Origin of the sequence: Paraburkholderia sp. MM5384-R2 (assembly GCF_014201025.1) — a bacterium.
GTDB lineage: Bacteria > Pseudomonadota > Gammaproteobacteria > Burkholderiales > Burkholderiaceae > Paraburkholderia > Paraburkholderia tuberum.
The window spans coordinates 64,245-78,985 of the sequence record NZ_JACHDI010000006.1 but is presented as its reverse complement, the minus strand read 5'-3'; the positions used below and the strand labels follow the sequence as shown (position 1 = coordinate 78,985).

The following is a 14,741-nucleotide window of genomic DNA, read 5'->3' as shown; positions in this document are numbered from 1 at the left end:
ACAATAGCGGAGCACGCCTTGTAAGTAGGTGAAAATCTTATCTATTTTAGCCGAAAAGCCCATCGGCCGGCGCATCTTGCGAAGCGCGGGCCTCAAGACGGCGTAGAGGATGCGAGAAAATTACCGCGCGCATCGCAATGAGCCGCGGCAAAAATGCGCATGGATCGCGCGAAACCAGATGCCCCGCGGGTGCGTATCAGGATGCCGCCGCGACACGCGACGCATGTGCAGCCAATGCTGCCCGCACGGGCGCTTCGTCGAGATGATAGTGGCACAGTTCGACGCCATCGCAAACCAGCACTGGCACCAACTCGTTGTAACGCGCTTCGAGCAACGGATCGCTGTCGACGTCGATCACCGCCAGCTGCGCTCCGAACTCGGCCAGCAACGGCTCGAGCGCAGCGCGCATGTCCTCGCACAGATGGCACCACGCGCGCCCATAGAGCGTGAGCGATGTCGTCTTCGTCATTTCTGCGCGCTGCGCGGACGAATCGGCACGAACTGCGTGTTGTCGCCGCGACGAACCAGCAATGCGACCATCTTCTGCGAATCGAGGTGTGAGGTCAGCTCGTCGAACTGTTTCGTGCTCGTCACATCCGTATCGCCAATCCGCAGGATGATGTCGCCCTTTTGGAGCCCGACACGCGCGGCCGGACCGTCGACCGCGTCGATCTGCACGCCGTTCTGAATCTTCAGCGCTTTCTGCTGATCGGCGGGAATGTCGCTGACCGCGATGCCGAGCGCGTTGGTTGCGCGCTGCTTCGGCGCTTGCGGCTTCTTCTGATCCGCCTTCGCGACCTTGTCCGGCTGCATTTCTGCGATCGTGACCGGCAGTTCGCGCGTTTGACCCTTGCGCCAGATGGTGATCGACGTCTTTGTGCCCGGCTTCGTATCGCCGACCATGCGCGGCAGGTCCGTCGCCGTGTCGACCGAATGACCGTTGAACTTCAGGATGATGTCGCCCGGCTGCACGCCGGCCTTATCGGCGGGTCCGCCCGGCTCCACGCTGCTCACAAGCGCGCCCTGCGCCTTCGGCAAACCGAGCGACTCGGCGACGTCCTTCGTCACTTCACCAATCGCCACCGCGATGCGGCCGCGCACCACCTTGCCCGAACTCTTCAGCTGATCGGCCACGCGCATCGCCTCGTCGATCGGAATCGCGAACGAAATGCCCATGAACCCGCCGGTGCGGCTATAGATCTGCGAATTGATGCCGATCACCTCGCCCTGCATGTTGATCAGCGGACCGCCCGAATTGCCCGGATTGACGGCCACATCAGTCTGGATGAACGGCAGGTAGTCGCCGGTGTCGCGTCCCTTCGCGCTGACGATACCGGCAGTCACCGTGTTTTCGAGACCGAACGGCGAACCAATCGCGACGACCCATTCGCCGACGCGCACCTTGTTCGAGTCGCCGATCGTGATGGTGGGCAGGTTCGACGCGTTGATCTTCACGACCGCGACGTCGGTACGGTCGTCGACGCCGATCAGCTTCGCCTTGAATTCGCGCTTGTCGGTCAGCGTCACGTAGATCGTGTCCGCGTCGTCGATGACGTGCGCGTTGGTCATCACGTAGCCGTCCGCCGACAGGATGAAGCCCGAGCCTACCCCGCTGTTCTGTTCGGCGTCCGAGTTGTCCGGTGAATCCGGGCTGCCGCCACTACCGCCGCCGCCCCCGTTATCACCCCCGTGCGGCGATTGCGGTGACTGCGGCAACGGAATCCCGAAGAAGCGCCGGAAGAACTCCGACATGTCGCCGTCGTCCATACCCGGCGGCAGGCCGCCGCGGGAACTACCGTTCGACACGCGCGTTGTCGTGCGAATGTTGACGACCGCCGGGCCGACCTTGTCGACGAGGTCGGTGAAGTCGGGCAGGTTGGCAGCGGGAGCCGCCGATGCCATATGCGGCACAAGCGGCAAACACGCCGCCACCACTACGGCCGCGAGGAATTTGCGCACCGAGAAAGTCGTCATATCGTAGCAAGCCGAGGGATTTCAGGATTCGGAAGGGTTACTTCGGAGCTTTGTATTCTATTGCAGACGCGAACTGCTGCAATGTGGTTTGGGGCACCTCACCGAGCAGGGTAATCCAGAAGTCGCCCTGACGCTTGACCAGTACGTGCGTCGCGCCGCTATCGCCCGTGCCTTCCTTACGCGTGTTTTTCTCGACGGGCTCGACGAATACCGAAATCGCCGCGAGGCCGTCGGAAAACACGGCCTGGTCGACCGGGATCGGAGGCTGCCCCGCCTCGCGCGACGCCATCGGACGACGCAACTGGCGGATCATATGGAAGCCCGGTACCGACGGCATGATTTGCCAACCCTGCGCGGCCATGTCGACCGGCTCGACTGGCGGACGCACTACCGTCCAGCCCGCGAGATTGCGGATGCCATTGACGATGCCCGTCTTGTCGACCGGCACGCCGATGCGGACCTGCGAAAACGACAACTGCTCGAGCACCTGACCGCTCGGGTCGAGCGTCTGCGCGCGCAACAGCAGACCGGACTTTTTGTCTGCCCACAGCTTGTACGCGAAGCGGTACGCGTCTTTCGGATCGAGTTCCATCACGAGGCTGTCGACGCCCGCGACGCGGTCGTCGTCAAGCATCTTCGGCTCGTAGACGGACAGCACCTGCTCGCCGTTCACCGACAGCAGCGCAGGGAATGAGTCCTTGTTCTGCCGTTTTTCGAAGACCACGATACGCCGCTCCGGCAAGAACGTGTACATGTCGTCGTTGTGGCGCAGCATTTTGCGCGGCTTGCCGTCGAGGCTTTCGAGCTGCTCGAACTCGCCGTCCGTACGCGTGGAGTAATGTGCGATGCGCGACGTCTGCACGAAACTGCCGCGCTGATAGACGAACGCGCCCTCGTAGTTCAGCTGCTGGGCGGCCTGATGGATGCGATCGAGCAGTTCCGCGGCCGTGCGACGGGCGACGGCAGGATCGTCTTGTGCGAAGACCCGCGGTGCAGCGGACAACAACACGGCTGCGCAGAACAGAAATGCTGGCAACCGCCCCCAGATAGTCGTTTTATTGAACCGCGGAGTCTGCATCAAACTATTGGCCCTGCGTGGAGACTGAGGCAGCGCGAATCACCGGCATCGAGCCTGCCATCGCCGGTTGTTGCGCGAATTGCTGATGAGCTTCGAGGTACTGATCGAGGCTCGCGTCGCGAATGATGTTGGAGTCTTGCGCGGGCACCGAGGCCATGGCGACACGCTGCACCGCGTCGCCGTGCGATTGGAGCGAAGCGAGCTGGGCACCCGGTCCACCCGGCACGCCCTGCAGCTGCGGCACTACGATCCAGGTCAACGTAGCGGCCGCGGCAGCGACGGCAAGAGCCGGCACGACTCGGCGGCGCAGCCCGAGCAGGCGGCGCGCGACCGATGCAGACGCGGCGGCGGGCGCCAGCACATGCGGCTCGCTTTCAAGACGCGCGGCAAACTCGCTCAGAAATGCACTGCTCCGTGCGGGGCTGATTGCCAGATCGTCGGAACGTAGCGCGTCGCCGATCAGGTGGTAGCTCGACCAGGCAGCGCGATCATCGCCGCCCAGCTCCGCAAAAAACTTGTCCAGATTCAGATGCTCTTCGCCGAACAACTCACCGTCGACGAAAGCGGACAGACGCTCGCCGTGCGAGCCTGCTTGCGATTGCATCGAGACCGACCCCATGATGCTCTCCATCTTCCAAATACCCCGTAGTGACACCACTAATCCAGATATTGCACCGCTGCCCCGCCAAGCCAGCTGGACGTTCGGAAACGTCTACCAACGCTTGCCTTCGGGTGTGTCAAGCAACGGTCGCAATTTTGCCGCAATGGCTTCGCGAGCGCGGAAAATTCGTGATCTGACTGTGCCAATCGGGCAACCCATCATCTCGGCGATTTCCTCGTAACTCAAACCCTCAATTTCTCGGAGAGTAATGGCGGTGCGCAATTCTTCCGGTAAAACCGCCATCGCAGCATTGACCGTCTCTGCGATCTGCTTGCTCATCAACATCGACTCAGGTGTGTTGATATCCCTTAGTTGGTCGGCATCGGAGAAAGTTTCAGCTTCTTCAGCATCCGCTTCGGTCGAGGTCGGCGCGCGCCGGCCCTGGGTGGCAAGGTAGTTCTTCGCGGTATTGACCGCAATCCGGTACAACCACGTATAAAACGCCGACTCGCCGCGAAACTGCGGCAAGGCGCGATACGCCTTGATAAAAGCGTCTTGCGCGACGTCTTCGACTTCGGCGGGGTCCCGCACGAGACGCGAGATCAGCCGGAGAATCTTGCGGTGGTATTTGGAGACCAGAAGCTCGAACGCGGCCTTGTCGCCCTTCTGGACGCGCTCGACCAGCACCTGATCAATTTCTTTTTCGCTCACCTGATAAATCCGTTAACTATAGGGCGCATGGCGGGGGACCATTGTAGCGTCCCCCTGGTGAGGGCACGTTACTACGGTAACAGCGGTTACAGTCGTTACAGTCAGGCGCCGGCCGCACGCCGGCCCAGCACGGAAAGTTCGCGGAAAACAGTGAACGGCAGCGCGTCCGCGGCGAGCAGCAGGGAGCGCCTGCGACCCGTCGGTGCGCGCATGAGGCCGCGCCTTCGACCACCCTCGGGATCGAACTCAAGCACCAGCAAACGGCCGCTCCACTGCGCGCAACCGACCATGCGGCCCCGCGCGAGCAACTCACCCGCGTGGTTCCAGGCGGAAATCTCGCCCATCGCGACATGCAGCGCGATGGCCTGCGCCGCGTCATGCCTCGCCGCGCAGAGCATGAGCAGTGCCGCGACGGCGAGCGTCAACGGAACGGCCTGCCAAGCGCCCACTCGCGGCGCGAGACAGGTATAAACGGCTAACGTCGCAATCAGCACGAACGCTCCCACCGCGGCACGCATTGCGATAGAGCGACGCAGCGTGATCCGCTGCGCTGCCCTACCCAACGTTGCCGGTGCGGGGGAAAGCGCCGGCGAAGCCGGCGTCGTGAACCGACGCGTCACCCGAGATCAGGCGATCCGGCGCGCTTGAACACCAGCGTGCCGTTCGTGCCGCCGAACCCGAACGAGTTCTTCAGCGCGACGTCGATCTTCATTTCCCGCGCGGTGTTCGCGCAGTAATCGAGATCACAGGCCGGGTCCTGGTTGAAAATATTGATGGTCGGAGGCGACACCTGGTGATGCACGGCGAGCACCGTGAACACCGACTCCAGACCGCCAGCGCCGCCCAGCAGGTGACCCGTCATCGACTTGGTCGAGTTGACGACCATGTTCTTCGCGTGGTCGCCGAACGCCCGCTTGATGCCGGTCGTTTCCGCCAGATCGCCGAGTGGCGTGGACGTGCCGTGCGCGTTCAGGTAGCTCACCTGATCGCCGTTGATGCCCGCGTTCTTCAGCGCTGCGAGCATGCAGCGGCGTGCGCCGTCACCGTCTTCGAGCGGCGCGGTCATGTGATACGCATCGCCGCTCATGCCGTAGCCGCCGATTTCCGCGTAGATCTTCGCGCCACGCGCCTTCGCGTGCTCGTATTCTTCGAGCACCATTACGCCGGCGCCTTCGCCCAGCACGAAGCCGTCGCGGTCCTTGTCCCACGGACGGCTCGCGGTAGCCGGATCGTCATTGCGTTGCGACAGCGCGCGCGCCGCGGCAAAGCCGCCGATACCGAGCGGCGACACGGTCGATTCCGCGCCGCCCGCGATCATCACGTCGGCGTCGCCATATTCGATCAGGCGCGAAGCCTCGCCGATGCAGTGCAGACCGGTCGTACATGCGGTAACGATCGACAGATTCGGACCCTTGATGCCGAACTTGATCGACAGGTGGCCGGAGATCATGTTGATGATCGAAGCCGGCACGAAGAATGGCGAAATGCGACGCGGGCCGCGATTGAGCAATTCGGTTTGGGTGATTTCGATCATCGGCAGACCGCCGATGCCCGAACCGACCACCACGCCAATGCGCTCCGAATTCTCGTCGGTGACTTCGAGGCCGCTGTCCCGCATCGCCTGGATGCCCGCAGCCACGCCGTAATGGATGAACGTATCCATGTGGCGCGCTTCCTTACCGGGGATGTAGTCCTCGATATTGAAGCCCTTCACCTCGCCGGCGAAACGAGTCGAGAAGTTCGACGCATCGAACTTCGTGATATTGGCAATCCCAGACTTGCCGGCGACCAGATTGGCCCAGCCATCGGCAACATTATTGCCAACAGGCGAAATCAGCCCCAGGCCTGTAACAACAACACGACGGCGGCTCACGGTAACCCCTTTTTCATAGATGACAAAAAGCAAAAGCCACAGCGGCCACAGGAATCGCCCTGTGTGCCCTGTGGCTGTTTAAGTCGGCAATCGCGCGGAAAGTTGCGCTGGTCAACATCGCTGGCTCCTGCGTGGCAAGCGGCGCGACGTATGGTGTGCCAATGGACACGCCCGATAGCGTCGACCCTGCTGGCGCCGGCAAGCGGCACGGCAGGGCGTCATGCGCGACCCGTGCAGAAACGCAGGCGCGAATGACCTTAGGCCTTGACGTTTGCGCGAGCGTAGTCGATCGCTTGCTGAACGGTGGTGATCTTCTCGGCTTCTTCATCTGGAATTTCCATGCCGAATTCGTCTTCGAGGGCCATCACGAGTTCAACGGTGTCGAGCGAGTCGGCGCCGAGATCGTTCACGAACGACGCTTCGTTCTTGATTTCCGCTTCCGCAACGCCCAGTTGTTCCGCGACGATCTTCTTGACGCGCTGTTCGATATTGTCCATTACCCCTCCAAGGGAAAAGAAGTTCAAAAATACAGGTGCGCGCATTTTATCAGGTTTGACCCGGCAAAAAAGCGGCGCATCGGGTTCCTGTCAACGCATGCGCCTCGTGCTTTCCGCAAACGCATCAAGGCGCGGATAGTAACCGAAATTGGTTACTGCATATACATGCCGCCGTTCACGTGCAGCGTCGTGCCGGTGATGTAGCCCGCTTGCGGCGACGCGAGGAACGCGACCGCGTGCGCGATGTCTTCCGGGCTGCCTAGACGGCCGAGCGGAATCTGCGTTTTCAGCGCGGACTGCTGCTCTTCGGGCAGCGCCTTCGTCATGTCGGTATCGATGAAACCAGGCGCCACGCAATTGACCGTGATGCCGCGGCTGCCGATCTCGCGCGCGAGTGCGCGCGTCATGCCCGCGACGCCGGCCTTCGCGGCCGCGTAGTTGATCTGCCCCGGGTTGCCGGCCGAGCCGACCACCGACGTGATATTGATGATCCGACCGCCCTTCGCTTTCATCATCGGGCGCAGCACCGCACGCGACAGACGGAACACCGACTTCAGGTTGGTGTCGATCACGGCGTCCCAGTCGTCGTCCTTCATGCGCATCGCCAGTTGATCCTGCGTGATGCCGGCGTTGTTCACCAACACGTTCAGCGCGCCGAATTCCTTGACGGTGCCTTCGATCAGCGCTTCGGCCGCGGCCGCGTCGTTGACGTCGAGCACCGCGCCGCGGCCGTTCACGCCCGCCGCCTTGAATGCTTCGGTGATCGCCGTCGCGCCGCTTTCGCTCGTCGCGGTGCCGATCACCGTCGCGCCCTGACGCGCGAGTTCCATCGCGATCGCACGGCCGATGCCGCGCGATGCGCCCGTCACGATTGCGATCTGCTTGTCGAGAGTCTTTTCCATCTGTCAGTCCGGATGCCCTTCAAATAGGGCTCATTGATTCTTGTTGATTCGTCTGTCGAGGGATGCCGCGCCAGCGCGGCATTGCTCTGTCGATACCCGTTCGCGAATGCGCGCTCAGTCTGCCGTCACGAGCTTCAGCGTTTCTTCGAGCGACGCCGGATCGAACACCGACGCGCCGACGAGATTGCCGTCGATGCGCCTCGTCAAACCCGCAAGGACCTTGCCCGGGCCGCATTCGATCACGTGCGTGACGCCCTGCGCTGCGATTGCCTGGACGCATTCGACCCAGCGCACCGCACCAGCTGCCTGGCGCACGAGCGCGTCCTTGATTTTGGCCGGCTCGTTGACCACGGCGACGTCGACGTTGTTGATGACGGGAATCGACGGCACCTGCACGTCGATGCTCGCGAGGTATTCGCGCAATTGATCCGACGCCGGCTTGAGCAGCGACGAGTGGAACGGCGCCGACACCGGCAGCGGTAGCGCGCGCTTCGCGCCCTTCGCCTTCGCGACTTCGCAGGCTTTCTCGACCGCGGCTTTGTGGCCCGCGATCACGACTTGCGCCGGCGCATTGAAATTGACCGCTTCGACGACGCCCGCCGCCGACGCTTCCGCGCAGACCGCGCGCACCGTGTCGTCGTCGAGGCCGAGAATCGCGGCCATGCCGCCTTCGCCCACCGGTACCGCGGTTTGCATCGCCTGCGCACGGAAACGCACGAGCGGCACCGCGTCGCGAAACGCGAGCGCGCCGGCCGCGACGAGCGCCGTGTATTCGCCAAGGCTATGGCCGGCGACGAGCGCCGGCGCCGGGCCGCCCGCCTGCTGCCACGCGCGATAGATAGCGTAGGCCGCGGTCAGCATGACCGGCTGGGTATTGGTGGTGAGATTGAGATCTTCGGCGGGGCCTTCGGCGATCAGCTTGCCGAGATCCTGGTTGAGTGCGTCGGAGGCTTCCTGAACCGTCTCACGCACGATCGCGTAATCGGCGAATGCGTTGAGCATGCCGACCGCCTGCGAACCCTGCCCAGGAAAAACGAACGCGAATTTCATATCGTCCCCAAAATCTGTTTAATCGGATGTGGCGGCCGGCCGCGGCTGCCAGATGGCGCGCGGTGTTATTCCGGCCGCACGCGCGCCGCCGGCGACGCCCCGGAATGCGTCGTCCCGCTCAGTAGCGGATGACCGACGCGCCCCACGTGAAGCCGCCGCCGACGCCTTCGATCAGCACGTTATGGCCGCGCTTGATGCGACCGTCGCGCACCGCGACGTCGAGTGCAAGCGGAATGGACGCCGCCGACGTATTGCCGTGCTCGCCCACCGTGACGACCATGCGCTCCTGCGGCAGGCCGAGCTTGCGGCAGGTGCTTTGCATGATGCGGATGTTGGCCTGATGCGGAATCAGCCAGTCGATCTGCTCGGGCTTCAGATCGGCTTTTTCCAATGCTTCGATCGCGACCTTCTCGAGCACGTTGACGGCAAGCTTGAACACCGCCTGACCGTCCATGTGCAGGAAGGCGCTGCCGGCGACCACGCCGCCATTCACGTTGCCCGGCGTGCACAGAATGTTCGAATGGCTGCCGTCCGCGTGCAGCGCGCTCGAAAGCACGCCCGGTGCGTCGGACGCTTGCAGGATCACTGCGCCGGCGCCGTCGCCGAACAGCACGCAGGTGGTGCGGTCGTTGAAATCGAGAATGCGCGAGAAAGTTTCCGCGCCGACCACGAGCGCCGTGCGATGCTGGCCGCTGCGAATCAGGGCGTCCACCGTCGCCACCGCATAGGCGAAGCCGGAGCAGACCGCCTGTATGTCGAACGCGGCACCGTGATTCTTGATCCTGAGCTTGTTCTGCAGCAGGCAGGCGGTGCTCGGGAACACAAAGTCCGGCGTGGAGGTGGCGACGACGATCAGGTCGATGGACTGCGGATCGATGTCCGCCGCTTCGATCGCTCGCTGCGAGGCGATCAACGCGAGGTCGCTGGTCGTGACGTCCGGCTCGGCGAAGTGACGCGCATGGATGCCCGTGCGCGCGACGATCCATTCGTCGCTCGTTTCAACGCCTTGCCTGGCGAGACGCTCAGCCAGATCCTGATTGGTGACGCGGTTGGGCGGCAGACAGCTGCCGGTGCCCAGCACGCGGGAGTAGATTGTGGATTGAGCCATTATGCCTTCGAGGATTGCGCAGCGTAGGGCTCGGCAGGCTGGCCTGCGATCGGGCTTGCGTGACCCGCACCGCTTGCGTCGCGCGCCGCCTGTTCGAGAGAACTCGCGTTCTCTTCCATCGCTCGCGCAAGGCGCTCCAGCACGCCGTTTTTGACGGCATCATACCCGCGTTTGATAGCCCACTCAAACGCGTAGGCATCGGCTGAACCGTGGCTTTTGATCACGAGACCGCGCAAGCCGAGCAGCGCGGCGCCGTTATATTGCCGATGATCGACGCGTTTCTTGAAGCGCATCAATACCGGCAGCGCGAGCACCGCCATCACCTTGGTCAGCCACGAACGGCCGAACTCTTCCTTGATGATGTTGGACAGCATCTGCGCGAGACCTTCCGACGTCTTCAGCGCGACATTGCCGACAAAGCCATCGCAGACGATCACGTCGACGGTGCCCTTGTAGATGTCGTCGCCTTCGACATTGCCATGAAAGTTGAGTGTACTCGCACGCAGCAGTTCGCCGGCGCGCTTGATGATGTCGTTGCCCTTGATGACTTCTTCGCCGATGTTGAGCAGGCCGATGGTGGGCCGCTCTTTTCCTTCGAGCGCGGACACAAGCGCGTGCCCCATCTCGGCGAACTGCAGCAGATGCTGCGGCTCGCAGTCGACGTTGGCGCCCAGGTCGAGCATCATCGTATAGCCGGTGGGATTAGGCAGGGCAAACGCGATGGCCGGGCGTTCGATGCCCGACAGCGTTTTCAGCACATAGCGCGAGACCGCCATCAACGCGCCGGTATTGCCGGCGGAAATGCAGGCTTGCGCCTCGCCTTCCTTGACGCGATTCAGCGCCACGCGCATCGACGAATCTTTTTTCTTGCGCAGCGCGACCTCGACCGGGTCGTCCATCGCGACGACCTCGGTAGCAGGTACGACGGTCAGCGCCGGCAGATCCTGAGCCTTGAGCTTCTTCAGCTGCGCACGAATCGCACTTTCAATGCCGACGAGCAGCAACTGCGCGTCGGGATGCGAACGAACGAAGTTGACGGCAGCGGGAACGGTCACGGACGGGCCGTGGTCGCCTCCCATGCAATCTATCGTGAGCTTTACTGTCATGGAGTGCGACGAATTTCAGACACAAAAAAGCGGCAGTTGAATGCCGCCTTTTTGCCGAACCGGGAAAATGTCAAGCGAGCCGATCGCTACGCGAAACGCCACAGGGCGCATCGCAGTCAACGATTAGTCGTTCTTCGTCTTGACGACTTTCTTGCCGCGATAGTAGCCGTTCGGGCTAATGTGGTGACGCAGATGCACTTCGCCCGTGCTCGGCTCGACGGCCATCGGCGCTGCCGTCAGGAAATCGTGCGAACGGTGCATGCCGCGCTTCGACGGCGACTTCTTGTTTTGTTGAACTGCCATGACTAAAACTCCAAAAAATTTTCCGAATTCTAACACAGACCGACACGGACTTAACCACTGGCCGAATGACCAATGCGCCCTCATCGCGCCCCCTGCAACTGTTTAGCGCTTCTTGCCGCCCGGTTCGTCGCGTTTCAGACTTTCGAGCGCCGCGAACGGATTGCGCCGTTCGCTGGACTGGTCCGGCTTGCTGGCATCGCCAGCTTCTTCCTGCGCGGCTTCGTCGCCCTCGCGTTCGCTACCGTCCGTGCCCGAGACAAGGCTTTCGTGCACTTCGGGACAGACCTCGTGTTTGGGCACGAGCGGCAAGGAAAGCAGCAACTCTTCTTCGATCAAGTCGATGAGATCGAACTGGCGCGAGCCGACGACCACCTCGACTTCATCCTCGTCCAGCGGAAACTCTTCGGCTTCCGCCTCCGTATTGACGATCCGGTAAGTTGCATCGACGTTGAACGCCTGCGAATACGGCGTCAAGCACCGCTGGCATTCGAGCCACGCGGCACCGTGAATCGCCAGCCGCAGATAAGGCTGGGAACCTTCGGTGCCATCGTCCTGCAATTCCGGCTGCGTCGTCCCTTCGGCCTGCCATGTGAACGCGGTGTCGCGATCTGGCGCTTCCGCCGGGACTTCGTTTAACATGCGCGGCAGTTGCGAGACGCGCACGACACCCGCGGCCTGACGCCCGCTCCGCGCAAATTCGAACAGATCGAGTTCATGCGGGTCGGACAGACCTGCAGGTTTGCCAGGATGTTGAGTCATGTGCGCTCCTGCGTCGGCAAGCATGTTGCCGGGGTGATTCGCGAAGGATGATCAGATCCGCCGCGAAGATAATCCGGTGTGCGGGGCAGCCAGTGGGGCCCGCGGCCATTGCGTTCACCCTGCCGGGCTTTCTTCAACCTTCCGACTGCCGAAAGCCGCTGAACGCGCCGAGACCCTTCAAGTGCAAGCATACCGTGAAAAGCCCGAAATCATATCCGTTTTGTCTTTTCGAGTCAAACACTTAAGCCCGTACGTACGGGAGCCTCGCGCGACCCCGTACGACCCGCCACTCCCGTTGCCCGCAAACTATGCCTGAATCCTCCAAACGCCCGCCACGCCTGATTCTGGCGTCGAGTTCGCGGTATCGCCGCGAGTTGCTCGAACGCCTGCGCGTGCCGTTCGACGTCGTCGTGCCTGCGATCGACGAAACCCGGCTCGCCGCCGAAACGCCCGAAGCCACTGCGCTGCGCCTCGCCGAAGCCAAAGCGCGTGCGGTCGCCCAAGGCCTCGCCGCCGACGAACACGCGCTCGTGATCGGCTCCGACCAGGTCGCCACCTACGACGGCCTGCAGATCGGCAAACCCGGCACGCACGACAGGGCGCTCGCGCAATTGCAGGCGATGCGCGGCCGCGACGTGTTGTTCCACAGCGCGCTGTGTCTGTTCGACAGCGCGACGGACGGCGCGCAAACGATCGACGTGATCACCCGCGTGCGCTTTCGCGATCTGCCGGACGCGGCGCTCGACGCCTACCTGCACGCTGAAACCCCGTACAACGTGGCCGGCAGCGCCAAATCCGAAGGGCTTGGCATCGCGCTGCTGGAGGCCATCCATTCCGACGACCCGACCGCGCTCGTCGGCCTGCCGCTTATCGCGCTGTCGCACATGCTGCTCGCGGCCAACTACCCGCTTTTGGGGGCCCAATGACCGGTACGCTCTATCTCATTCCCAACACGCTCGGCGAAGGCGACGCAAGCGCGCTCGATCTGGTACTGCCCGCGCCCGTACGCGCCCGCGCGGCGTTGCTGCACTATTACATTGGCGAAAACGCCAAAACCACGCGCGCGTTCCTGAAGAAAGTCGGCCCCGATCGGCCGATTCAAGAAATCGAGATTCGCGAACTGAACGTCAATACGCCGGCCGGCGAAATCGACAAGCTGCTCGCGCCTCTGCTGTCGGGCACCGATGCGGGCCTCGTCTCCGAGGCTGGCTGCCCTGCAGTCGCGGACCCGGGCGCGCTGCTGGTGCGACGCGCGCACGAGCGCGGCGTAAAGGTTGTGCCGCTGGTCGGGCCGAGTTCGATTCTGCTCGCGCTGATGGCATCGGGGCTGAACGGCCAAAGCTTCGCGTTTCACGGCTACCTGCCCGTCGACGTCACCGAGCGCGCCAAACGTCTGCGCGATCTCGAGCAGCAGTCGCGCAAGAGCAGGCAAACGCAGATCTTCATCGAAACGCCGTACCGGAATCGCGCACTGCTCGATACCTTGCTCGCGACCTGCGCGCCGTCGACGCTGGTCTGCGTGGCGGTCGATCTGACGCTGCCGAGCGAAGTGATCGCAAGCCGGAGCGTCGCCGACTGGAAAAAGAAGGCGGAGATCGACCTGCATAAGCGGCCGGCGATTTTTCTGATTCTCGCGGCCTGAACGTAGACACCGGCCAGGCAACTGAGGGCGACCAGGGCCCGAAACTCACAACGCAAAGTCCGCGCGATCGGCCAAAACCGACCGCGTGGGCGTCCTTTTAAAACTGTGGATTCAACGCAGATTCATTTTCGCGCCGAGCGCCATCGCCCGAACCGCGCCGGCGCCGATGGCCGCGCCGAATTTGCGGGCAACGCGATCCGTAATGCTCTCTTTCACCGTGTAATCGACGATATCCGGCGCCTTGAAGATCTCACGCGCGACGTAATCTGCATCGCCAAAACCGTCCGCGAGTCCAAGTTCGACGCTCTTCTGCCCCGTCCAGAATAGACCCGAGAACATGTCCGATGTCTCATGCAGACGCTTGCCGCGCCCTTGACGCACCGCGTCGATGAACTGCGCGTGGATCTGATCGAGCATAACCTGCGCATGTTCGTCCATCTTCGGCGTTTCGGGCGAAAACGGATCAAAAAAGCCTTTGTTCTCACCCGATGTGTGCAGTCGGCGCTGAATCCCCAACTTGTCCATCAGGCCGGTGAAACCAAATCCGTCCATCAGCACGCCGATCGAACCGACGATACTCGCCTTGTCGACATAGATCTTTTCCGCCGCCGCGGCCGCGTAGTAGCCGCCGGATGCGCACATATCGCCGACCACGACATACAGCGGAATAGACGGATATTTGCCACGCAATCGCCGAATTTCGCTGTTGATAATGCCCGCTTGCACTGGACTGCCGCCCGGGCTGTTGCAATAAAGAATCACGCCGGCTGTGTCGGAATCCTCAAACGCGGAATCGAGTGCGGTGTTGATATCTTCGGCGTTCGCACTCGCATCCGTTGCGATCTCGCCATCAAGCGAAACCATTGCCGTATGACGGCCAGTCGTAGCGACCCGCTCGCCCGAGAGGTTCAGCGCACCCCATACCGCCAGTGCGAGCACTGCGAGGAACACGAAGCGGAAGAAAATCCGCCAACGTCGCGCGGCGCGTTGCTCGTTGATCGCGGCGAGCGCGATGCGCTCGAGCGCGGCCCTTTCCCAGCCGGGCTGGTCGGCGGGTGCACGGGAGCCACTTCCCGAGGCAGGGTCCTTTTCGGGGGTCAAGTTGTCGGACATGCGGACAGTGGAAAATTGGAAGAG

17 protein-coding genes are annotated in these 14,741 nt (G+C 62.7%); 2 read left to right on the top strand and 15 right to left on the bottom strand.

The features are described 5' to 3' along the window. Positions 1-196: 196 nt before the first annotated feature. From HDG37_RS12445 to HDG37_RS12380, 14 genes are all read right to left on the bottom strand, one after another. On the bottom strand, positions 197-469 hold the full coding sequence (locus HDG37_RS12445; protein WP_184047612.1) for a glutaredoxin family protein: 273 nt from the start codon (positions 467-469) through the stop codon (positions 197-199). Further along, entirely contained in the window at positions 466-1,974 is a 1,509-nt protein-coding gene (locus HDG37_RS12440) for a DegQ family serine endoprotease (RefSeq protein ID WP_184047609.1), read from the bottom strand. The genes HDG37_RS12445 and HDG37_RS12440 overlap by 4 nt, the downstream gene beginning before the upstream one ends. Before the next feature lie 37 nt (positions 1,975-2,011). Next, a complete protein-coding gene (locus HDG37_RS12435; protein ID WP_184047606.1) occupies positions 2,012-3,052 on the bottom strand; it encodes a MucB/RseB C-terminal domain-containing protein in 1,041 nt (346 codons plus the stop codon). Between the two features lie 4 nt (positions 3,053-3,056). Beyond that, complete coding sequence (locus tag HDG37_RS12430; protein ID WP_184047603.1) at positions 3,057-3,671, bottom strand: sigma-E factor negative regulatory protein; 615 nt, start codon at positions 3,669-3,671, stop codon at positions 3,057-3,059. Positions 3,672-3,764: 93 nt separating this feature from the next. After that, the gene (gene rpoE, locus HDG37_RS12425; RefSeq protein ID WP_006051939.1) at positions 3,765-4,364 is read right to left on the bottom strand and encodes an RNA polymerase sigma factor RpoE; all 600 of its coding nucleotides are present in this window, start codon (positions 4,362-4,364) and stop codon (positions 3,765-3,767) included. Between the two features lie 101 nt (positions 4,365-4,465). Next, the gene (locus tag HDG37_RS12420) at positions 4,466-4,882 is read right to left on the bottom strand and encodes a hypothetical protein (RefSeq protein WP_184047600.1); all 417 of its coding nucleotides are present in this window, start codon (positions 4,880-4,882) and stop codon (positions 4,466-4,468) included. A gap of 98 nt (positions 4,883-4,980) precedes the next feature. Next, a complete protein-coding gene (gene fabF, locus HDG37_RS12415) occupies positions 4,981-6,237 on the bottom strand; it encodes a beta-ketoacyl-ACP synthase II (protein ID WP_184047597.1) in 1,257 nt (418 codons plus the stop codon). Positions 6,238-6,494: 257 nt separating this feature from the next. Continuing rightward, positions 6,495-6,734, bottom strand: a complete 240-nt coding sequence (gene acpP / locus HDG37_RS12410; protein WP_004197638.1) for an acyl carrier protein — start codon at positions 6,732-6,734, stop codon at positions 6,495-6,497. 152 nt (positions 6,735-6,886) lie between these two features. Continuing rightward, positions 6,887-7,636: a 3-oxoacyl-ACP reductase FabG gene (gene fabG / locus HDG37_RS12405; RefSeq protein WP_184047594.1), complete on the bottom strand. Its 750-nt coding sequence runs from the start codon at positions 7,634-7,636 to the stop codon at positions 6,887-6,889. Between the two features lie 114 nt (positions 7,637-7,750). Continuing rightward, positions 7,751-8,686: an ACP S-malonyltransferase gene (fabD, locus tag HDG37_RS12400; protein WP_184047591.1), complete on the bottom strand. Its 936-nt coding sequence runs from the start codon at positions 8,684-8,686 to the stop codon at positions 7,751-7,753. A gap of 118 nt (positions 8,687-8,804) precedes the next feature. Beyond that, positions 8,805-9,794, bottom strand: a complete 990-nt coding sequence (locus HDG37_RS12395; RefSeq protein ID WP_184028002.1) for a beta-ketoacyl-ACP synthase III — start codon at positions 9,792-9,794, stop codon at positions 8,805-8,807. Beyond that, positions 9,794-10,900 (bottom strand): phosphate acyltransferase PlsX, encoded by a 1,107-nt coding sequence (gene plsX / locus HDG37_RS12390; RefSeq protein ID WP_090801179.1) that lies wholly within the window; start codon positions 10,898-10,900, stop codon positions 9,794-9,796. The genes HDG37_RS12395 and plsX overlap by 1 nt, the downstream gene beginning before the upstream one ends. Positions 10,901-11,023: 123 nt before the next feature. Further along, entirely contained in the window at positions 11,024-11,203 is a 180-nt protein-coding gene (gene rpmF, locus HDG37_RS12385) for a 50S ribosomal protein L32 (RefSeq protein WP_027198353.1), read from the bottom strand. Positions 11,204-11,305: 102 nt separating this feature from the next. Beyond that, on the bottom strand, positions 11,306-11,962 hold the full coding sequence (locus HDG37_RS12380; protein ID WP_184047588.1) for a DUF177 domain-containing protein: 657 nt from the start codon (positions 11,960-11,962) through the stop codon (positions 11,306-11,308). A 308-nt stretch (positions 11,963-12,270) separates the two neighbouring features. On the opposite strand from HDG37_RS12380, the gene HDG37_RS12375 reads away from it, so the two are divergent. Together HDG37_RS12375 and HDG37_RS12370 are read left to right on the top strand one after the other, a co-directional pair. Beyond that, the gene (locus tag HDG37_RS12375; RefSeq protein ID WP_184047585.1) at positions 12,271-12,888 is read left to right on the top strand and encodes a Maf-like protein; all 618 of its coding nucleotides are present in this window, start codon (positions 12,271-12,273) and stop codon (positions 12,886-12,888) included. Beyond that, positions 12,885-13,604, top strand: a complete 720-nt coding sequence (locus tag HDG37_RS12370; RefSeq protein WP_184047582.1) for an SAM-dependent methyltransferase — start codon at positions 12,885-12,887, stop codon at positions 13,602-13,604. The genes HDG37_RS12375 and HDG37_RS12370 overlap by 4 nt, the downstream gene beginning before the upstream one ends. Positions 13,605-13,715: 111 nt before the next feature. Here HDG37_RS12370 and HDG37_RS12365 read toward each other — a convergent pair whose 3' ends face one another. Continuing rightward, positions 13,716-14,717: a S49 family peptidase gene (locus HDG37_RS12365; protein ID WP_184047579.1), complete on the bottom strand. Its 1,002-nt coding sequence runs from the start codon at positions 14,715-14,717 to the stop codon at positions 13,716-13,718. Between the last annotated feature and the right edge of the window lie 24 nt (positions 14,718-14,741).